The sequence below is a fragment of the Streptomyces sp. BK239 genome, from assembly GCF_004217285.1.
Taxonomy (GTDB): Bacteria; Actinomycetota; Actinomycetes; order Streptomycetales; family Streptomycetaceae; genus Streptomyces.
The window spans coordinates 162985-182378 of the sequence record NZ_SHKS01000005.1 but is presented as its reverse complement, the minus strand read 5'-3'; the positions used below and the strand labels follow the sequence as shown (position 1 = coordinate 182378).

Sequence of the window (19394 nt, the reverse complement as noted above, 5' to 3'; positions counted from 1 at the left end):
GGCCGACGGCGTCGCCGCCCGGGAGGGTGGAGGCGGTGGACGAGACCCGCGGACGGGAAGAGAAGGACGGACGACGCCGATGGCCACACAGTTCGGGGAGTACGGGGCGTACGGGAACCACGAGGCGTACGGGGACTCGGGGTTCGGGTCCGGGGGGCGGTGGCGTCGGGTGCCGTCGGTGCTGCGGGCGCCGGTGGAGGCGCGGCTCTGGCGGGAGTTCGCCTTCGTCCTGCTGAGCCTGCCGATCAGCATCGTCCTGTTCACGTACGCGGTGGTGACGCTGTCGCTGGGCGCGGGCCTGCTGGTGACGTTCCTCGGTGTTCCGGTGCTGGCTGCGGGGCTGGCCGGGTGCCGGGGGTTCGGGACGCTGGAGCGGGCGCGGGCGCGTGCGCTGCTCGGCCTGGAGGTTGCGGCGCCCGAGCCGCTGCGGCCTCGCGGGCGGGGCGCGATGGCCTGGACGGGCGCCGTGCTGAAGAGCGGCGTCTCCTGGCGGCACGCGCTCTACTCGGTGGTGCACCTGCCCTGGGCGGTGTTCTCCTTCTCCGTGTCGGTGGCCTTCTGGACGTACGGCTGGGCGCTGCTGACGTACCCGCTGTGGTTCTGGGTCTTCCCGCTGTACGGCGGGCAGGGCGGGCTCCAGCTGTACGGCGACGAGCAGCACCGGATCTATCTCGACAACCCGTTCGAGATCACGGTGACGGCGCTGGTGGGGCTGTTGTTCACGCTGGCCACGCCGTGGATCGTGCGGGCCCTGACCACGGTGGACCGGGTGATGGTGCGCGGGCTGCTGGGGCGGTCGCGGCTGGTCTCGCGGGTGGTGGAGCTGGAGTCCGACCGGGGGGTCGTGGTGGACACCGCCGCCGCCGATCTGCGGCGCATCGAGCGGGATCTGCACGACGGGGCGCAGGCGCGGCTGGTGGCGCTGGCGATGGATCTGGGGCTGGCGAAGGAGAAGCTGGGGGAGGATCCGCGGGCTGCGGCGCGGATGGTGGACGAGGCGCACGGCGAGGTGAAGACGGCGCTGCGGGAGCTGCGGGACCTGGCGCGCGGGATCCATCCGGCGGTGCTGACGGACCGGGGGCTGGACGCGGCGCTGTCGGCGGTGGCCTCGCGGTGCACGGTGCCGGTGCGGGTGGAGGTGGATCTGGACGCGCGGCCCGCGGCGGCGATCGAGGGGATCGCGTACTTCACGGTGTCGGAGCTGCTGCAGAACGTCGCCAAGCACAGTGGGGCAAGGGCGGCGTCGGTGGACGTGTGGCGGGTGGAGGAGCGGTTGATGTTGCAGGTCGCCGATGACGGGGTGGGCGGGGCGGACGCCGCCGGCGGGTCCGGGCTCGCGGGGTTGGCGGGACGGCTGGACGCGGTGGACGGCGTCCTGGTGGTGGATTCGCCCGCGGGCGGGCCCACCCGGATCACCGCGGAGTTGCCCTGGCGGGCGTAGCCCGCGGGCAACCCGCACGGCCTCGCGGGCAGCCGGCTCACCCGCACGGCCGAAACCGCTCAACAACCTCTCGCCGTCCGCGCACGCAGCGACCGTTTGCTGGAATGCTGGACGCGTTCAACCAGACGGGTGGGACGCGGACGTGTGCTGGGGGGCCGGGATCGTGGTGGACAGGGTGCGGGTGGTCATCGCCGAGGACTCCGTGCTGTTGCGGGAGGGGCTGACGCGGCTGCTGACCGACCGCGGGCACGAGGTCGTCGCGGGGGTCGGGGACGGCGAGGCGCTGGTGAAGACCATCACCGAGCTGGACGCGGAGGGTGCGCTGCCCGACGTGGTGGTGGCGGACGTGCGGATGCCGCCGACGCACACCGACGAGGGGGTGCGGGCCGCCGTACGGCTGAGGAAGGCCCATCCGGGGCTCGGGGTGCTGGTGCTGTCGCAGTACGTGGAGGAGAGGTACGCCACCGAACTGTTGGCCGGATCCAGCCATGGTGTCGGCTATCTGCTCAAGGACCGGGTGGCCGAGGTGCGGGAGTTCGTGGACGCGGTGGTGCGGGTGGCCGAGGGGGGCACGGCGCTCGACCCCGAGGTGGTCGCCCAGCTGCTCGGACGCAGCCGGAAGCAGGACGTGCTGGCCGTGCTCACCCCGCGGGAGCGGGAGGTGCTGGGGCTGATGGCCGAGGGGCGGACGAACTCGGCGGTGGCCCGGCGGCTGGTGGTCAGCGACGGCGCGGTGGAGAAGCACGTCAGCAACATCTTCCTGAAGCTGGGGCTGTCGCCCAGCGACGGGGACCATCGGCGCGTACTCGCCGTGCTCACCTATCTCAATTCGTGACACTCGGGAGAACTCGGGAAATCATGGCAATTCGGGGCGCCCGGCCGTCTCACGGCGATGTCCGTCATGTGAAAGGCCGAGGGAGGCGACCCCTGCCGACGTAGGGTTGATCCAGGGAGGGCCTTTGGGAAGGCCCGTCCCGGGACAGCCACCCTCGAGGGAGGTCCAGTCAGTGACCAGTCAGGTCAGCAGCCCAGCGGAGCACACCGACGGATCCGTGGTGGGAGAGCAGCGCAAACCGGACGGGACGAAGGACGTCCGCCGTCTCGACCGGGTGATCATCAGGTTCGCGGGCGACTCCGGTGACGGCATGCAGCTCACCGGCGACCGCTTCACCTCGGAGACGGCGTCGTTCGGCAACGACCTGTCGACGCTGCCGAACTTCCCCGCCGAGATCCGCGCGCCCGCAGGCACCCTTCCTGGCGTGTCCTCGTTCCAGCTGCACTTCGCCGACCACGACATCCTCACCCCGGGTGACGCGCCCAACGTGCTGGTCGCCATGAACCCGGCCGCGCTGAGAGCCAACATCGGCGATGTGCCGAGGGGCGCGGAGATCATCGTCAACACGGACGAGTTCACCAAGCGGGCGATGCAGAAGGTGGGGTACGCGGCTTCGCCGCTGGAGGACGGCTCCCTCGACGGTTACCAGCTCCACCCGGTCCCGCTGACCACTCTGACCGTCGAGGCTCTCAAGGACTTCGACCTCACCCGTAAGGAGGCCGAGCGCAGCAAGAACATGTTCGCGCTCGGCCTCCTGTCGTGGATGTACCACCGGCCGACGGAGGGGACCGAGCGGTTCCTGAGGTCGAAGTTCGCGAAGAAGCCCGACATCGCGGCGGCCAACATCGCCGCGTTCCGCGCCGGCTGGAACTTCGGGGAGACGACCGAGGACTTCGCCGTCAGCTACGAGGTGGCTCCGGCGGCCAGGGCGTTCCCGGTGGGCACGTACCGCAACATCTCGGGGAACCTGGCGCTGGCGTACGGGCTGATCGCCGCCTCCCGCCAGGCCGATCTGCCGCTGTTCCTCGGCTCGTACCCGATCACCCCGGCCTCGGACATCCTGCACGAGCTGAGCCGGCACAAGAACTTCGGCGTGCGGACCTTCCAGGCCGAGGACGAGATCGCCGGCATCGGGGCGGCGCTGGGCGCGGCCTTCGGCGGTTCGCTGGCGGTGACGACCACCTCCGGTCCGGGTGTGGCGCTCAAGAGCGAGACCATCGGCCTGGCCGTGTCGCTGGAGCTGCCGCTGCTGATCGTCGACATCCAGCGGGGCGGCCCGTCCACCGGGCTGCCGACCAAGACGGAGCAGGCCGATCTGCTCCAGGCGATGTTCGGGCGCAACGGCGAGGCGCCGGTCCCGATCGTGGCCCCGAGCACGCCGGCCGACTGCTTCGACGCCGCTCTGGAGGCCGCCCGCATCGCCCTGATGTACCGCACGCCGGTGATGCTGCTGTCCGACGGCTACCTCGCCAACGGCTCCGAGCCCTGGCGCATCCCGGAGCTGGAGGAGCTGCCCGACCTGAGCGTGCAGTTCGCGCAGGGCCCGAACCACACCCTGGCGGACGGCACGGACGTCTTCTGGCCGTACAAGCGGGACCCGCAGACCCTCGCCCGGCCGTGGGCGGTGCCGGGGACGCCGGGTCTGGAGCACCGCATCGGCGGCATCGAGAAGGAGGACGGGACGGGGAACATCTCCTACGCCCCGGCCAACCACGATCTGATGGTCCGCACCCGGCAGGCGAAGATCGACGGAATCGACGTGCCCGACGTCGAGGTCGACGACCCGCACGGCGCGCGCACCCTGGTGCTGGGCTGGGGCTCGACGTACGGGCCGATCACGGCGGCGGTACGGCGGCTGAGGGCGGCCGGGGAAGCGGTCGCGCAGGTTCATCTGCGGCATCTGAACCCCTTCCCGGGCAACCTCGGCGCCGTGTTGGGGGCGTACGACAAGGTCGTGATCCCCGAGATGAACCTCGGTCAGCTCGCCACCCTGATCCGGGCGAAGTACCTCGTCGACGCGCATTCGTACACCCAGGTCAACGGCATGCCGTTCAAGGCGGAGCAGCTCGCCGCGGCACTGAAGGAGGCCATCGATGGCTGAGACGACCGATTCCTCCACGGGGCGCGCCGCCGCACGCACGGGCGGCGGCGTCGAGGCGCTCTCGCTCGTCCCCAAGGCCGAGGCCCGGCAGTCCATGAAGGACTTCAAGTCGGACCAGGAAGTGCGCTGGTGCCCGGGCTGCGGTGACTACGCGATCCTGGCGGCCGTCCAGGGCTTCATGCCGGAGCTGGGGCTGGCCAGGGAGAACATCGTCTTCGTGTCGGGCATCGGCTGCTCCTCCCGGTTCCCGTACTACATGAACACCTACGGCATGCACTCCATCCACGGCCGTGCGCCGGCCATCGCGACGGGGCTCGCCGCCTCCCGGCAGGACCTGAGCGTGTGGGTGGTGACGGGCGACGGGGACGCGCTGTCCATCGGCGGCAACCACCTCATCCACGCCCTGCGGCGCAACGTCAACCTGAAGATCCTGCTGTTCAACAACCGGATCTACGGGCTCACCAAGGGCCAGTACTCGCCCACCTCCGAGGTCGGCAAGATCACCAAGTCGACGCCGATGGGCTCGCTGGACGCGCCGTTCAACCCGGTGTCGCTGGCCCTCGGGGCCGAGGCGTCGTTCGTGGCCCGGACCGTCGACTCCGACCGCAGGCACCTGACGGAGGTGCTGCGCCAGGCCGCCGCCCACCCGGGCACGGCGCTGATCGAGATCTACCAGAACTGCAACATCTTCAACGACGGCGCGTTCGAGGCGCTCAAGGACAAGCAGTCGGCCGAGGAGACGGTGATCCGGCTGGAGCACGGGCGGCCGATCCGCTTCGGCGGCGACCTCGGCAAGGGCGTCGTGCGGGACGCGGCGACCGGCGATCTGAAGGTGGTGACCGTGACGGAGGAGAACGAGTCCGACGTCCTGGTCCACGACGCGCACGCGGCGTCCCCCACCAACGCCTTCGCCCTGTCACGGCTGGCCGACCCGGACACCCTGCACCAGACGCCGATCGGCGTGTTCCGCGCGGTGGAGCGGCCGGTGTACGACACGCAGATGGCGGACCAGCTGGACGCGGCGATCGACCAGCACGGCAAGGGCGATCTGGCGGCGCTGCTGGCCGGCGGGGACACCTGGACGGTCGTCGGCTGAGGTTCGCTGCGAGAGCGACTGTTTCACGAGGCCCGGGAGCGTTCCTCCCGGGCCTCGTCGTAGGCGCGGCGGGCCTGCTCCACGTCGGCCATGCGCTCGGTGGTCCAGGTCGCCAGCGCCTTGACCTGCGCGGCGGCCTCGCGCCCCATCGCGGTGAGCGAGTAGTCGACGCGCGGCGGGATCACCGGCTTGGCGTCACGGTGGACGAGGCCGTCGCGCTCCAGGGTCTGCAGGGTCTGGGTGAGCATCTTCTCGCTGACCCGGCCGATCGCGCGGCGCAGTTCGCTGAAGCGGTACGGGCGCTCCAGCAGCTCCATCAGCACCAGGACGCCCCAGCGGCTGGTGACGTGCTCCAGGACGAGGCGGTAGGGGCACAGCTCCGCGCCGTGGTCGTACCGGCTGCCACCCGCTCCGCTCACTTCACTTACTGCCATGCCAGTACCTTACTTCAAAGTGGGTACTTTCCAACAGTTAGCGCACGACCTAGGGTTAGTGGCAGTTCGCTTCTCCGCCCCTCACCTCTGGGAGTACTCACCATGAGCATCGTCGTCACCGGCGCCACCGGACAGCTCGGCCGTCACGTCGTGGAGCAGCTGCTGGAGAAGGTCCCGGCGGAACAGATCACCGCCGTCGTACGCAGCGAGGCCAAGGCCGCCGACCTCGCGGCGCGCGGGGTGAAGCTCGCGATCGCCGACTACAACACGCCCGAGACCTTCGACGGCGTGTTCGCCGCCGGGGACAAGGTGCTGCTGATCTCGGGCAACGAGTTCGACAAGGGCCGCCCGCAGCAGCACCAGGTCGTCATCGACGCCGCGAAGGCGGCCGGTGTGGCGCTGCTCGCCTACACCAGCGCGCCGGGCACCCTCACCGCCGCCCTTGCCGACGACCACCGCGCCACCGAGAAGGCGCTGGCCGCCTCCGGCGTGCCGTACGCGCTGCTGCGCAACGGCTGGTACCACGAGAACTACACCGAGCAGCTCGCCCCGGTGCTGGAGCACAGCGCGGTCGTCGCGGCCGCAGGCGAGGGCCGGGTCTCCTCCGCCGCCCGCGCCGACTACGCGGCCGCCGCGGTCGCCGTCCTGACCGGCGAGGGCCACGAGGGCAAGACCTACGAGCTGGGCGGCGACGAGGCGTGGAGCTTCGCCGAGTACGCGGCCGAGCTGAGCCGGCAGACCGGCAAGGAGATCGTCTACAAGGACGTCCCGGCGGAGGCTCTCGTCGGCATCCTGACCGGCGCCGGGCTGCCCGGGCCGTTCGCCGAGATCCTCGCGGGCGTGGACACCTCGATCGCGAAGGGTGAGCTGGTCGTCTCCTCCGGCGACCTGTCCCGGTTGGCGGGCCGCCCGACCACGCCCCTGTCGGAGGCGATCACGGCCGCGCTCAAGGGCTGAGCAGCCCGCGCAGACCCTGGACGGACCGGCCCCCCTGGCTGTCATGACCGTATGGCGATACGGACATGACAGCCAGGGGGGCTCGGCGTTACCTTCGTCCACGCACGGCCGCACGGCTGCGCGCCCGAGGTGAGAGGAGGGCCCGGTGGCCGGGACGTCGAAGGGTGAGGGCCGGATAGGCCTGCTGAACGGCTTCGCCGCCTACGGGATGTGGGGCCTGGTCCCGCTCTTCTGGCCGCTGCTCAAACCGGCCGGCGCAGTGGAGATCCTCGCCCACCGCATGGTGTGGTCCCTCGCCTTCGTCGTCGTCGCGCTGGCCGTCGTGCGGCGCTGGGCCTGGGCGGGCGAACTGCTGCGCCAGCCCCGGCGGCTCGGGCTCGTCGCGATCGCCGCGGCCGTGATCACCGTGAACTGGGGCGTCTACATCTGGTCCGTGAACAGCGGGCACGTGGTCGAGGCGTCCCTCGGGTACTTCATCAACCCGCTGGTCACCATCGCCATGGGCGTGCTGCTGCTGAAGGAGCGGTTGCGACCGGCGCAGTGGGCCGCGGTCGGCGTGGGAGCCGCGGCCGTGGTGGTGCTGACCGTGGGCTACGGCCGTCCGCCGTGGATCTCGCTGTGCCTCGCGTTCTCCTTCGCCGTCTACGGGCTGGTGAAGAAGAAGGTCAACCTCGGCGGGGTGGAGTCGCTGGCCGCCGAGACCGCGATCCAGTTCCTGCCCGCGCTCGGCTACCTGCTGTGGCTGTCCGCCGACGGCGGCTCCACCTTCGCCGACGAGGGCCTCGGCCATTCCGCCCTGCTCGCCGCCACCGGCATCGTGACCGCCCTGCCGCTGGTCTGCTTCGGCGCGGCGGCGATCAGGGTGCCGCTGTCCACGCTGGGTCTGCTGCAGTACCTCGCGCCGGTCTTCCAGTTCCTGCTCGGCATCGTGTACTTCCACGAGGCCATGCCGCCCGAGCGCTGGGCGGGCTTCGCGCTGGTCTGGCTGGCGCTGGCGCTGCTGACGTGGGACGCGCTCAGGACGGCGCGGCGGGCGCGGGCGAGGATCGCGCGCTCCTCGGCGGGCGCCGGGGACGTCACCGCGGCGCCGCTCGCCGAGGCCAGGCCGGCCGGCGTGACGGCGGCGGCCCCGGCCGCCCGGGCCGAGGGGGCGACGCCCGACATGGCGGCTCCCGAACTGGCGGCTCAGGACGCGCCCGTGCCCGACCCCCTCGACGCACAGGCGTGACCCGGCCCCTCAGGGGTCCTTGCGTGCCCGGTGCGCGCGTACGGTCGGCGTGGGGGTCGGTGAAGGGGTCGATCGCGTCGCGGGCGACCGTGGAGAGCAGCGCGGTTCCGGTGGCGCCCGGGGCCCGGACGCGCGTGTCGTCGGGCGTGAGCCGGCGGCTCGCCTGCGGCTCGGTCGAGGACGTCCACGTGCCGCGGTTGGAGCGGGCGGCCGTTCGTGCGGCCAGGAGAAAGAGCGCGTCGCTCGTCCGGGCGGCTTCGTCGTGGAGACGACCGGTTCCAGCCCCTCCGGGAGCCGGCTCCGGGCGGCCCGAGCCACGAGGTCGGCGGGCTCGTGCGGCATCTCCGGCGGGCGAGCGCGCCCGGGCCGTCGTGGGGTGCGATTTGGGACAGAGCTCGCCCGGGGCGAAGCTGTAGGGCCTATAAGTGGTCACATGAGCGAGACACACGAGGCCGCCCCCGCCCCCCTGCACTTCAAGCTCGTCATCGACTGCGCCGACCCGCAGGCCCAGGCCGACTTCTGGGCCGCCGCGCTGCACTACACCGCAGAGGACAACGGCGCGTTCATCGAACGGCTGCTGGCGGCCGGCGCGCTGCCTGGCGAGGCGACGGTGGAGTTCCACGGGAGGCTCGCCTTCAGGGACCTGGTCGCCGTACGGCATCCGCAGGACCCGTTCGACGCGGACAGCGGGACGGGGCTGGGCCGGCGGCTGCTGTTCCAGCGGGTGCCGGAGGCGAAGACGGCCAAGAACAGGCTCCACCTCGACGTGCACGCCGGTCCGGAGCGGCGGGACGCGGAGGTCGAGCGGCTGACCGCGCTGGGGGCGAGTGTGCTGCGGGAGGTGAAGGAGCCGTCCGGCCAGTGGGTCGTGATGGCGGACCCGGAGGGGAACGAGTTCTGCGTGCAGTGAGGGGCGCGCCCTACCGGACTTGACTCCCTTTTCCTCAGGCGCTCTTGACGGACAGTTGGCCAGAGCTTCACCATCCAGGCACCCCATTCACCGGGGGTTCTCCGCGACCTGTCGCGGGGACCCCTCTGGAATTCGGAGCCCCCCACATGAAGCTCTCCGTTTCCGGGCGGGCGTCGGCGGCCGCCGTCGTCGCCGCCGTCACGCTCGTCGCCACCGGATCCATAGCCGGTGCGGCGCCCGCCCCCGAAGCCGTCACCCACGGTTCCGCCGCCCTCGCCGCCGCGCCCGACATCCCGGTGGCAGACGTCAAGGCGCACCTCACCCAGCTCCAGTCCATCGCCACCGCCAACGGCGGCAACCGCGCCCACGGGCGCGCCGGTTACAAGGCCTCGCTCGACTACGTGAAGGCCAAGCTGGACGCCGCCGGATTCACCACGACCGTCCAGCAGTTCACCTCCTCCGGCCGCACCGGCTACAACCTGATCGCCGACTGGCCCGGCGGAGACACGGGCAAGGTCGTGATGGCCGGCTCGCACCTCGACAGCGTCACCTCCGGCGCCGGCATCAACGACAACGGCACCGGCTCGGCGGCCGTCCTGGAAGCCGCGCTGACCGTCGCCCGCACCGGCTACCACCCCACCAAGCACCTGCGGTTCGCCTGGTGGGGCGCGGAGGAGCTGGGACTGGTCGGCTCGCGGTACTACGTCAACAGCCTGTCCGCGGCGAACCGCGCGAAGATCAGCGGCTACCTCAACTTCGACATGATCGGCTCGCCGAACCCCGGGTACTTCGTCTACGACGACGACCCGGCCATCGAGAAGACCTTCAAGGACTACTTCACCGGCATCGGCGTCCCGACCGAGATCGAGACCGAGGGCGACGGCCGCTCCGACCACGCGCCCTTCAAGAGCGCGGGCGTCCCGGTCGGCGGCCTCTTCAGCGGGGCCAGCCGCGCCAAGACGACGGCACAGGCGACCAAGTGGGGCGGCACGGCGGGCCAGGCGTTCGACCGCTGCTACCACTCCTCCTGCGACACCACCGCCAACGTCAACGACACGGCGCTGAACCGCAACGCGGACGCGTTGGCGTACGCGGTGTGGACGCTGTCGGCGTAGGCCGAACCGCCCTCGCCGGGGCGGTCCGGCTCAGCCGGGCTGAGCGGCGCCCGCCTTGCGGGCCCGCTCGGACAGGCGGAGCATCCGGGCGCGAGCCGACTCCAGCTCCTCGACGTCGCCGGCCGCCGGTCCCTCCTCGGTCGTCAACTCCGACCACAGCGTGAGGAGTTCGCTCCCGAGGTGGAGGCCCTGGAAGGGGTCGCGCACGGCACGCCAGGCCGTCGCCGCACTCTGGACGTTGCCGTACGCGGCCTCCGCGTCCCGGCTGCGGCGGTGGATCCGGGCCAGGTCGAGGGAGACGTGGAAGGAGCGGAGCGGATCGCCTGCCAAGTAGGCGATGTACGCCGTGAGTTCACGGAGTCGCAGCACCTCGGGGTGCTCCGGCCCCAGGGTCGCGGAGGCCTCGGTCACGGTCCGCTCGGCGAGCGCAGCGGCCGCGTCCGTCCGGCCCGCCCGCACCGCCTCGTTGATCTGCGCCATCGACTCCCCGAGGAGGGCGGGGGCGCCGCCCGCGCCCGGAAGGGTGCGGGGGTCCTCCCCCAGGACGGCTTCGGCCACGGCGTCGAAGCCGCGGGCGGGCGCCGGCTTGGGGCCGGGGTCCGGGTCGGCCTCGGGGTCGGACTCCGGGATGAGCGGCCGGGGGCGGGCGGGCTCCGGGGGGAGCCGGAAGGCCGACGCGTCGGCGGCCGGCGCCGGAGCGGGGACCCGGCCGGACGGTTCCGCCGGGGCGTGCTCTTCGGGGAGCTCTCGGGGGCGCGCGACCGGTCCCGGGGCGGGTGTCCGGCGCTGCGCTTCCATCTCCGGGGGCGGCCCGAAGGCGCCGGTCGGGGCGGTGACCGCGCCCGGAACGGGCGGGGCCGCGTCCCGCTGCTCCGGGACGCCCCTGGGGGCGCGGGACTGCGCGGGCACCGGCGCCGTCCCGTAAGGCGTGGCCGTCGGCGACTCGCCGGCGGGCGGGGCGACCCGCAGGGGCTGCCCGGTGAAGTGGCTGGAGCCGTTCGGCTCGACGCGCAGCGGAACGACGTAGCCGATGCGCTCGTCGTGGACCGTGGCGGCGACGGGACGCCCGCCGGCGAGGGCGATGCGGTGGAGGTGACGCAGTACCGCCTGCTGCGGTTCCTCGCCGTCTCCCGGCACGACGGGGACGCCGCCGATCGTCGCCGGGCCGCCCACGGGGACGTGCACGTCGAGCGGTGCCGCCGCGCCGGCCGGCCGACCGGCGTGTTCCTGATCCCGCTTCTTCTCGCGGCTGAGTCGAGACATCGTTTCCTCACTCGGACTCGTCACCCGTGCACGTACGTCGTGCTCATAACCCGTGCACGCACGCGTACACGTACCGTCGAGTCTCTCCGCTCGCCCACGGTCCCCACGTCACCGCGACGTCACAGCATCGTTGCAAGGGACTCCGGCGGGGCGGCGGGCGCGGAAAGGGGGCGGGGAGATGAGGGGAAGTCCCGGGGAGGGGAACAGACGTTCTGGGGAGGAGGTGGGCGCGGTCCCGGGCGGGCGGCCCGTGATCCCACCGGTCGCCGGGTTGACCGCAGGGCCCGCGACCGCCCTCGACGCGGCCTCCGCCGTGGAGATCGCCGCCGCCGTACGGGACGGGCGGGCGCGGGCCGTCGACGTGCTGGCCGGGGCGCTGGAACGCATCCGGCTGGTCGACCCGTCGCTGGGGGCGTTCCTCGAAGTGTGGGAGGAGGCGGCGCTCGCCCGGGCGCGGGAGGTCGACGCGCGGGTCGCCGGGGGCGAGCCGCTGCCGCTGGCCGGGGTGCCGGTCGGGGTGAAGGGGCGGCACGGGACGCGCTCGGCGCGGGCGCTGGTCGACGCGGGGTGCGTGCCGGTGGGGGCGACCGCCGTGCCCGGGCCCGGAACGCCCTGGCGGACGTGGGGCCTCGGGGCGCACGGCCGTACCGTCAACCCGTGGCGCGCCGACCGGACGCCGGGCGGCTCCTCGGCCGGTTCCGCCGCGGCGGTCGCGGCCGGCCTGGTGCCGCTGGCGACGGGCGGCGACGGGGCCGGCTCGGTGCGGATCCCGGCGGCCTGGTGCGGGATCGTCGGCCTGAAGCCCACGAACGGACGCCTCCCTTCCGCCGACCGGACCGGCCTGGCCGCACCGGGGGTGCTCGCCCGCCACGCGGCGGACGCGGAGGCCTGGTGGAGGGTGATGAGCCGGTCGCCCGGCCGTCCGGGCGACCGGGACGCCGACGTCCACGCACCCTCTCCCGGCAGGCCCCTCAACGCCGTCTACTCACCCGATCTCGGCTTCGCCGACACCCACCCGGGGGTGGCGGCTGTCGCACGGGGCGCCGTTGAACGCCTCGACGCCGCCGGCGCCCTACGGCTGCTGCCGGGGACGCCGCTGCGGCTGGACGATCCCGCGCCCGCCTGGCTCGCCCTGCGCGGAACCGGCGACCCGGACGCCGTCGCGCCCGCCCGGAGCGTCAACGACCGGCGGCTGGCCCGCCTCTTCGACCACGCCGACCTCCTGCTGACCCCCGCCACCCCTGATCCCCCGCACGGCCACGAAGGCCCCGGGGACCGCTATTCGACGGCGCTGACCTGGGCCTTCAACCTCAGCGGCCACCCCGCGATCAGCATCCCGGCGGGCCTCGGCGAGGACGGCTGCCCGGTGGGCCTCCAGGCGGTGGCGGCGCACGGGCGGGAGGCGTCCCTGCTCGCCCTGGCAAGAGCGGCGGAAGAAGAAGTCCCCTGGCGCAGATAGTTGCATGCACATATGATGCATGTGCAGCTAGTCGGGCGTGCCTGCCGTGCGCCCTCTTCCACGACGACCACCTGGGGACACTCATGAGCACGCGCCGTTTCCTGTTCGTGCTGGGCAGCGCCCGCGACGAGGGCAACACCGAACTGCTCGCCCGCCGGGCCGCCGAACAACTGCCCGCCGACGTCGAACAGACGTGGATCAGCCTCGTCGAGCATCCGCTGCCCGACTTCGAGGACCTGCGCCACGACAGCGATCACGTCCGCCCCACCGAGGGCAGCGCCGCCCTGCTGCTCGACGCCACACTCGCGGCGACGGACCTCGTGATCGCCTCGCCGCTGTACTGGTACACGCTCTCCGCCCAGACCAAGCGCTATCTCGACCACTGGTCGGGCTGGCTGCGCACCCCCGGAGTCGACTTCAAGGCGACCCTCGCCGGGCGCACCCTGTGGGGGGTGTCCGCGCTCGCCCACGAGGAGACGGTCGTCGCCGATCCGCTGGTCGGCGCTCTGCAGAACTCGGCCGCGTACCTGGGGATGCGCTTCGGCGGGGTGCTGTTCGGCAACGGCAGCAAGCCCGGGGACGTCCTCGGGGACACGGAGGCGCTGGCGCGCGCGAAGACGTTCTTCGCGCGGGAGGCGCCGCTCGCGCGCTTCCCGTACGAGAACTGACGGCGACGGCGCTACGTCGTGATGTCCTTCGTCGTGAAGCGCGCCCAGGCCGCCGTGCCGAAGACCGCCGCGTACACGGCCTGGAGCCCGAGGTTCTTGCGCAGTTCCTCCCAGTAGACCGGGTCGCGCATCAGGTCGGCGAAGGACAGCCAGTAGTGGGAGAACAGGTACGGGTGGACGGCGTGCAGCTGCGGGATCTGGTCGAGGATCTGGACGGTGATCAGCAGCCCGACGGTCGTCGCCATCGCGGCGATGCCGCTGTTGGTGAGCGTGGACACGAACAGCCCGAGCGCCGCCACCCCGAGCAGTGACGCGGCGACGGCGAGGGCGATCAGCAGGGCTCTGAACAGGCCGTCGGCGAAGCTGATGCGGGTGCCGGAGATGGTGGTCAGCTCGCCGAGCGGGAACAGCAGCGTGCCGACGGCGAGCGCCGACACGGCCACGACGAGGGTGGCGAGCAGACAGAAAGCCATGGTGGTCGCGTACTTGGCCAGAAGGAGGCGGGTGCGGCCGGCGGGGGCGACCAGGAGGTAGCGCAGGGTGCCCGCGTTGGCCTCGCCGGCGATCGCGTCGCCCGCGATGACGCCGACGGCCATCGGCAGGAAGAAGGGCAGCGTCGCCGCCAGGGCCGTGAACACCAGGAACAGGCCGTTGTTGGTGATCTGCGCGACGAACGCCGGCCCCTCACCGCCACCGCCTCCCCCGCCGCCCCCTCCGGAGCCGCCGCCGGTCTCCATCTTCACGGCGATGCCCACGAGCACCGGCACCGCGGCCAGCACGCCCAGCAGGGCGAGGGTGCGCCAGCGGCGCAGGGTGGTGACGAACTCGCTGCGGAAGAGGCCGAACGTCCACAGCGCACGGGTCGGTCGGGCGACCGCGCTGCTCCGGCCCGGTGCGAGATCAGCCCGCGACATCGAATCCCTCTCCCGTGAGTGCCACGAACGCGTCCTCCAGGGAGGCGCGTTCCACGCCGAAGCCGCGGACGCGGACGCCCGCGTTCACCAACGCGGCGTTGAGGTCGGCCGGTTCGAGCTCCGCGGGCTCGCCCGTGACCCGGTCCTCGGCGACGACGACGTCCCCGACGCCTTGTTCCTTCAGCACCCGGGCCGCGTCCGCCGGGTCGGGGGTGGTGACGACGAGCCGCCCACGCGCGCGTGCCGCCAGGTCCTCGACCGGGCCCTGCACGAGGAGGCGTCCACGGGCCATCACGGCCGCGTGCGTGCACACCTGCTCGATCTCGTCGAGGAGGTGTGAGGAGAGGAAGACGGTGGTGCCGTCGGCGGCGAGTTCCCGGACGAGGACCCGGATCTCGCGCATGCCCTGCGGGTCGAGCCCGTTGGTCGGCTCGTCCAGGACGAGCAGCCGGCGGGGCTGGAGCAGGGCGGCTGCCAGGCCCAGCCGCTGCTTCATGCCGAGCGAGTACGCCTTGGCCTTCTTGCCGGCGGCCGCGGTCAGCCCCACCCGCTCCAGGGCCTCGGCGACCCGGTCGCGCCGGGTGCGGGGGTCGGCGGTCGGGTCGGCGGAGTCGTAGCGCAGGAGGTTGTCCCGGCCGGACAGGTGGCCGTAGAGGGCGGGGCCCTCGATGAGGGCCCCGACGTGCGGCAGGACGGCGCGGGAGGCGCGCGGCATGGGCCGCCCGAACACCCGCGCCGTGCCGGAGGTGGGCTCGATCAGGCCCATCAGCATGCGGATCGTGGTGGTCTTGCCGGAACCGTTCGGGCCGAGGAAGCCGAAGACGCTGCCCGCCGGGACGGTCAGATCGAGACCGTCCACGGCGAGCTGGCCGCCGCGGTAGCGCTTGGTGAGGCCGCGGGTGTGGATGACGGCGTCGTCGGCTGCGTCCAGGGTCGCGGGCGTCGCCTGCGCTGCCGTGCCGTCCGCGACCTCGTCCATCGGCTCCCCCGATCGTCGGTTCACGTCAGCGTACTCAGGCCGTTCTCACGGCCGGCCACTCACCGCACGGCTACCCACCGCCGGCTTCTCACCGTCCGGCGTCCGCCGCCTTGACGAGGGCGTCCTTGGTGACGGCCCCGACGTAGACCTTGCCGTCGTCCGTGACGAGGGCGTTGATCAGCCGGGTGGAGAAGACGGTGCCGGAGCCGAACTTTCCGGTGACCTTGTCGCCGAAGGAGTCCAGGAAGCCGCCGAAGGCGCCCGCCTCGGGGGACTTGCCGGAGGGCACGCCCTCGCCGCCGGTGTCGAAGGTGGCGATCGACGTCCAGCCCTCGCCGAGGACGTTCAGGCCGTCGAGGTCCCGGCCGAGTCCCTCCTCGGGAGCCTTGCCCGGCAGGCCGGGCCTCCCGCCCTCGTGCCCCGGGGCCTTGCCCGGCTGGCCGGGAGCCTTGTCCCCGAGTCCGGCCGGGCCGTCCTCGTCGCCCTCGGTGACCTTCGCGCCCTTCGGCGGCGTGAAGTCGAAGGTGGAGGCGGCGGGCCTGGCGAACGTCACCTGGGTGAAGCCGACGTCCACGACGGCGGCGCCGCCCGCGGCGGGGGTGAGCGTGAACTTCAGCGGCAGCCCCGTCTTCGCGTCCACGGCCACGCTGATCGCGCCGACGGTCGAGCCGGACTGCTTCGGCTTCACCAGCAGCTTGTAGGCGTCCCGGCCGGCGACCCGCACGGTGCCGTCCACGGTCACGGAGGTGGTGTCGTCGACGGCCTTCAGGGCCTCGTCGGCGAAGTCCTCGGGCGTGCCGGGAGCCGCCTCGTGACCGTCGCGGCCCTCCTCGGAGGTGGAGTGGTAGACCTGGTTGGAGGCACTGTCGTACCCCCACACGTCCTTGCCGTTGTGGATGACGCTGTACTCGGCGGCGTTCTCCAGCAGCGACAGCTTCTGCCGGTCGGGCCCGTCGGCGGCGACCCGCAGGGTGTGCGTGCCGGCGGCGAGTTCGGTGAGCTTGGCGGACGGGTCGGCAGACGACGCGTCACCCTTCTTGCCCGCGGCTCCGGAGAGCAGCCCGCTCTCCAGTCCGCCCAGGTCGGGCAGGCCGAGGTCGGTGGTGATCTTCACGGTGCCGGACAGCTGCTGGACGTCCGAGGCGGCGATCTTCTGGATGAGCTGCTGGGCGGTGATCTTCGGCAGGTCGGGGTCGCCCGAGTCGGCGAGCGCCGGGACGAGCCCGATCGTCGCCGCCGCGACGCCCACCACGGTGACCGGGACGACGTACCGCACGGCCTTGCGTCGTCCGACGGGCAGGTCGTCGGCCTCCCCGGCGTGCGTGCGGTCGTCGGATGCGAACGGTGCCATGTGTGCCTTACCTCCGTCGTCGGCGGCGGCTGGTCATCTCGGGTGCGACGGTCCCCACCACAAGCCGCCATTCTCACCCGAATCGGTGAGCGGTGGTGATTTCCGTGGTTTCCATATGACCAAACAACCCGCCTCGATACGTCAACCCGAGGGCGCAACTACGTGTACGCCTGCGGTATGACACGGGGGTTGGGCGGATGGGGGGACCCGTAGGGGGCGGAGGGGGACCTGACGGGGTGGAGGGGTTCCCAGGGGGGGCGCTCAGGGGTGAAGGCGCGCGCCCTCGAGTGGCGGGGCGTCACCCCGCCCGGTGCACCACCGCGTCGCACAGCTCCAGCAGTGCCCGCTTCGCCTCGCACTCCCGCAGCGGCGCCAGGGCGGCCCGCGCCTCCTCGGCGTACCGCACGGTGTCCGCGCGGGCCTGCTCCAGCGCCGGGTGGGCCCGGAGGGCGGCCAGCGCCTCCGCGTGCCGCGCGTCGTCGCTGAGGTCGGAGTCGAGCAGTTCGCAGAGCGCGACGTCCTCCGGCAGCGACAGCCGCTCCGCGCGCTCCCGCAGCCGCAGCACCGGCAGCGTGGGGATGCCCTCCCGCAGGTCCGTCCCGGGCGTCTTGCCCGACTCGTGCGAGTCCGAGGCGATGTCCAGGACGTCGTCCGCGAGCTGGAAGGCGACCCCGAGCCGCTCCCCGTACTGGGTGAGCACGTCGACGACCGTCTCGTCGGCGCCGGACATCATCGCGCCGAAGCGGCACGCCACAGCGACCAGCGAGCCGGTCTTGCCGCCCAGCACGTCGAGGTAGTGCTCGACCGGGTCCCGGCCGTCCGTCGGACCGGCCGTCTCCAGGATCTGGCCCGTGACCAGCCGTTCGAACGCCTCCGCCTGCACCCGGACCGCCTCGGGCCCGAGGTCGGCAAGGATGTGGGAGGCACGGGCGAAGAGGAAGTCGCCGGTGAGCACCGCGACCGAGTTGCCCCACCGCGTGTTCGCGCTGGACACCCCGCGCCGCACCTCGGCCTCGTCCATCACGTCGTCGTGGTACAGCGTGGCCAGGTGGGTCAGCTCGACCACCACGGCGGACGGCACGATGCCCGGCGCGTGCCGGTCCCCGAACTGCGCCGACAGCATCACCAGCAGCGGCCGGAACCGCTTCCCGCCCGCCTTCACCAGATGCTGCGCGGCCTCGGTGATGAAGGGGACCGCACTCTTGGTGGCCTCGAACAGGCCTTCCTCGACAGCCGTCAATCCGGCCTGGACATCGGCTTCCAGAGCCTGGTCCCGCACGCTCAGCCCAAACGGCCCGACGACGGTCACGAGGGGTCTCCTGTCTGCTGGTGTCCGCTGGCGCTCACACGGTTTGTCGATAGGTCGCCGACATCACTCAAGTCAGCGTATCCGGTCATGTTTCGATCACCGATAAGCCCCCACGTCCCCCGGCCCCACGTCGCCCGACCGGGAGGTGCCGCGTCCGGCTCGCGAAGCGCCGATACCCCGGAAACCTCCCCTCCACCCCGCCGGCCGACGACATCCCCCGGTGTGCCGAATCTCACGACGCCCGCTCGATAAATCGGAACCGGAGCAGCAAATCAGACATTCCGCTCCGTGAATTCCATCGGATTTCGCTCACGCCCTTTTAAAAGCGACTTGGAGCCTGATGTCCGATTTAGTCGGTCTTGTCATTGCGGGTGAGTTGGCTCACTTCACCGCCGGAGGCGCGGGAATCCGCGAGCCCCTGGATCCCCCACCGCGTCACGCGAGTTGACGCTTGCCGAATGCAAAGGATCAAGCGCCCCATAAACACCAGACCAAGGTCAATAGGGGTTTTCCGTGATTCCGACACTTGTTTCGGACATGTGCTCTCGCATACGTTCCCGGCCAGCCGGACAGACGCCTCATCCTGCCGCCGTCCGGCGACTCCCATCGACGAACCACTCGCGCACGGCAGGAGCGGGGGACCCAGGCAGAACGCCGGCCCGCGGTACGTCACGCACGTACCGCGGGCCGACTCGGGGTGAAGTCGTGTCGCCGTACCCCACGGCGCCGACCGGGCAGCTCCCGCCCGAACCCGACAGCTCACCCCGCAGGCGCCGGAGAGGAACGCCCCCATGTCCGCTGCCGCTCAGCACCGCCGCCGCTTCACCCGCGCCATCGCCGTCGCCTGCGCCGGCGTCGCCGCGCTCGCCCTTCCCGTCGCCGGAGCGAGCACCGCCTCGGCCGCCACCACCGCCGCCCCCGAGACCACGCTCGCCGGCTACCCCAACAACCTGGACGGGTGGATCCGCCAGTCGCTCGCCATCATGGCCGAGAAGAAGATCCCGGGCACCTATCACGGCATCTACCGCAACATCATCCGCGAGTCCTCGGGCAACCCGAACGCCATCAACCTGTGGGACTCCAACGCGGCCAAGGGCACCCCGTCCAAGGGGCTGCTCCAGGTCATCGACCCGACCTTCGCCGCGTACCACGTCGCCGGCACCGCGTACGACCCCTACGACCCGGTCGCCAACATCACCGCCGCGTGCAACTACGCGGCGGCCCGGTACGGCTCCATCGACAACGTCTTCGGCGCGTACTAGACGTACTGGACGTACCAGCAGGACCCGGAGACCCGCAGTACCCGGAGCTCCGTGGGACACGTAGGGCCCGTA

17 protein-coding genes are annotated in these 19394 nt (G+C 72.3%); 11 read left to right on the top strand and 6 right to left on the bottom strand.

Annotated features, from left to right (window positions below):
- Positions 1 to 79: 79 nt before the first annotated feature.
- The 4 genes from EV567_RS17205 (at position 80) to EV567_RS17190 (ending at position 5473) form a co-directional block, all read left to right on the top strand.
- On the top strand, positions 80 to 1441 hold the full coding sequence (locus EV567_RS17205; RefSeq protein ID WP_130440970.1) for a sensor histidine kinase: 1362 nt from the start codon (positions 80 to 82) through the stop codon (positions 1439 to 1441).
- Between the two features lie 175 nt (positions 1442 to 1616).
- Positions 1617 to 2276, top strand: coding sequence for a response regulator transcription factor (locus tag EV567_RS17200; protein WP_278044761.1), 660 nt, complete (start codon positions 1617 to 1619; stop codon positions 2274 to 2276).
- A 172-nt stretch (positions 2277 to 2448) separates the two neighbouring features.
- Positions 2449 to 4377 (top strand): 2-oxoacid:acceptor oxidoreductase subunit alpha, encoded by a 1929-nt coding sequence (locus EV567_RS17195; RefSeq protein ID WP_130440966.1) that lies wholly within the window; start codon positions 2449 to 2451, stop codon positions 4375 to 4377.
- On the top strand, positions 4370 to 5473 hold the full coding sequence (locus tag EV567_RS17190) for a 2-oxoacid:ferredoxin oxidoreductase subunit beta (protein ID WP_130440964.1): 1104 nt from the start codon (positions 4370 to 4372) through the stop codon (positions 5471 to 5473). Before EV567_RS17195 ends, EV567_RS17190 begins: the two co-directional genes overlap by 8 nt.
- Before the next feature lie 23 nt (positions 5474 to 5496).
- Here EV567_RS17190 and EV567_RS17185 read toward each other — a convergent pair whose 3' ends face one another.
- On the bottom strand, positions 5497 to 5907 hold the full coding sequence (locus EV567_RS17185; RefSeq protein WP_130440962.1) for a helix-turn-helix domain-containing protein: 411 nt from the start codon (positions 5905 to 5907) through the stop codon (positions 5497 to 5499).
- Between the two features lie 102 nt (positions 5908 to 6009).
- On the opposite strand from EV567_RS17185, the gene EV567_RS17180 reads away from it, so the two are divergent.
- The 4 genes from EV567_RS17180 to EV567_RS17165 all read left to right on the top strand — a co-directional run bounded on the left by EV567_RS17180 (position 6010) and on the right by EV567_RS17165 (position 10117).
- The gene (locus EV567_RS17180) at positions 6010 to 6864 is read left to right on the top strand and encodes an SDR family oxidoreductase (protein WP_130440960.1); all 855 of its coding nucleotides are present in this window, start codon (positions 6010 to 6012) and stop codon (positions 6862 to 6864) included.
- Between the two features lie 145 nt (positions 6865 to 7009).
- On the top strand, positions 7010 to 8092 hold the full coding sequence (gene rarD, locus EV567_RS17175) for an EamA family transporter RarD (RefSeq protein WP_242620867.1): 1083 nt from the start codon (positions 7010 to 7012) through the stop codon (positions 8090 to 8092).
- Between the two features lie 433 nt (positions 8093 to 8525).
- Positions 8526 to 9002, top strand: coding sequence for a VOC family protein (locus EV567_RS17170; RefSeq protein ID WP_130440958.1), 477 nt, complete (start codon positions 8526 to 8528; stop codon positions 9000 to 9002).
- Between the two features lie 146 nt (positions 9003 to 9148).
- Positions 9149 to 10117, top strand: a complete 969-nt coding sequence (locus tag EV567_RS17165; protein ID WP_130440956.1) for a M28 family metallopeptidase — start codon at positions 9149 to 9151, stop codon at positions 10115 to 10117.
- 30 nt (positions 10118 to 10147) lie between these two features.
- Here EV567_RS17165 and EV567_RS17160 read toward each other — a convergent pair whose 3' ends face one another.
- The gene (locus tag EV567_RS17160; protein WP_130440954.1) at positions 10148 to 11380 is read right to left on the bottom strand and encodes a tetratricopeptide repeat protein; all 1233 of its coding nucleotides are present in this window, start codon (positions 11378 to 11380) and stop codon (positions 10148 to 10150) included.
- Between the two features lie 271 nt (positions 11381 to 11651).
- On the opposite strand from EV567_RS17160, the gene EV567_RS17155 reads away from it, so the two are divergent.
- Positions 11652 to 12839 (top strand): amidase, encoded by a 1188-nt coding sequence (locus EV567_RS17155; RefSeq protein WP_242620866.1) that lies wholly within the window; start codon positions 11652 to 11654, stop codon positions 12837 to 12839.
- Between the two features lie 83 nt (positions 12840 to 12922).
- Positions 12923 to 13507, top strand: a complete 585-nt coding sequence (locus EV567_RS17150) for a flavodoxin family protein (RefSeq protein WP_130440950.1) — start codon at positions 12923 to 12925, stop codon at positions 13505 to 13507.
- Between the two features lie 11 nt (positions 13508 to 13518).
- On the opposite strand, the gene EV567_RS17145 is transcribed toward EV567_RS17150, so the two are convergent.
- From EV567_RS17145 to EV567_RS17130, 4 genes are all read right to left on the bottom strand, one after another.
- Entirely contained in the window at positions 13519 to 14421 is a 903-nt protein-coding gene (locus tag EV567_RS17145; protein ID WP_130440948.1) for an ABC transporter permease, read from the bottom strand.
- Positions 14408 to 15400 (bottom strand): ABC transporter ATP-binding protein, encoded by a 993-nt coding sequence (locus EV567_RS17140; RefSeq protein WP_242620865.1) that lies wholly within the window; start codon positions 15398 to 15400, stop codon positions 14408 to 14410. Before EV567_RS17140 ends, EV567_RS17145 begins: the two co-directional genes overlap by 14 nt.
- A gap of 88 nt (positions 15401 to 15488) precedes the next feature.
- Entirely contained in the window at positions 15489 to 16751 is a 1263-nt protein-coding gene (locus EV567_RS17135) for a sigma-E factor regulatory protein RseB domain-containing protein (RefSeq protein ID WP_130440946.1), read from the bottom strand.
- Between the two features lie 298 nt (positions 16752 to 17049).
- Entirely contained in the window at positions 17050 to 18060 is a 1011-nt protein-coding gene (locus EV567_RS17130; RefSeq protein WP_130440944.1) for a polyprenyl synthetase family protein, read from the bottom strand.
- Between the two features lie 791 nt (positions 18061 to 18851).
- Here EV567_RS17130 and EV567_RS17125 point away from each other — a divergent pair.
- Complete coding sequence (locus EV567_RS17125) at positions 18852 to 19322, top strand: transglycosylase SLT domain-containing protein (protein WP_130440942.1); 471 nt, start codon at positions 18852 to 18854, stop codon at positions 19320 to 19322.
- Positions 19323 to 19394 lie beyond the last annotated feature (72 nt).

Excerpts from the sequence above, each read along its gene's own strand:
- EV567_RS17170 (WP_130440958.1), top strand. The coding sequence starts at position 8,526 with ATGAGCGAGACACACGAGGCCGCCCCCGCCCCCCTGCACTTCAAGCTC.
- EV567_RS17160 (WP_130440954.1), bottom strand. The coding sequence starts at position 11,380 with ATGTCTCGACTCAGCCGCGAGAAGAAGCGGGATCAGGAACACGCCGGT.
- EV567_RS17165 (WP_130440956.1), top strand. The coding sequence starts at position 9,149 with ATGAAGCTCTCCGTTTCCGGGCGGGCGTCGGCGGCCGCCGTCGTCGCC.
- EV567_RS17185 (WP_130440962.1), bottom strand. The coding sequence starts at position 5,907 with ATGGCAGTAAGTGAAGTGAGCGGAGCGGGTGGCAGCCGGTACGACCAC.
- EV567_RS17140 (WP_242620865.1), bottom strand. The coding sequence starts at position 15,400 with ATGGACGAGGTCGCGGACGGCACGGCAGCGCAGGCGACGCCCGCGACC.
- EV567_RS17205 (WP_130440970.1), top strand. The coding sequence starts at position 80 with ATGGCCACACAGTTCGGGGAGTACGGGGCGTACGGGAACCACGAGGCG.
- EV567_RS17150 (WP_130440950.1), top strand. The coding sequence starts at position 12,923 with ATGAGCACGCGCCGTTTCCTGTTCGTGCTGGGCAGCGCCCGCGACGAG.
- EV567_RS17190 (WP_130440964.1), top strand. The coding sequence starts at position 4,370 with ATGGCTGAGACGACCGATTCCTCCACGGGGCGCGCCGCCGCACGCACG.
- EV567_RS17135 (WP_130440946.1), bottom strand. The coding sequence starts at position 16,751 with ATGGCACCGTTCGCATCCGACGACCGCACGCACGCCGGGGAGGCCGAC.
- EV567_RS17180 (WP_130440960.1), top strand. The coding sequence starts at position 6,010 with ATGAGCATCGTCGTCACCGGCGCCACCGGACAGCTCGGCCGTCACGTC.
- EV567_RS17125 (WP_130440942.1), top strand. The coding sequence starts at position 18,852 with ATGTCCGCTGCCGCTCAGCACCGCCGCCGCTTCACCCGCGCCATCGCC.
- EV567_RS17145 (WP_130440948.1), bottom strand. The coding sequence starts at position 14,421 with ATGTCGCGGGCTGATCTCGCACCGGGCCGGAGCAGCGCGGTCGCCCGA.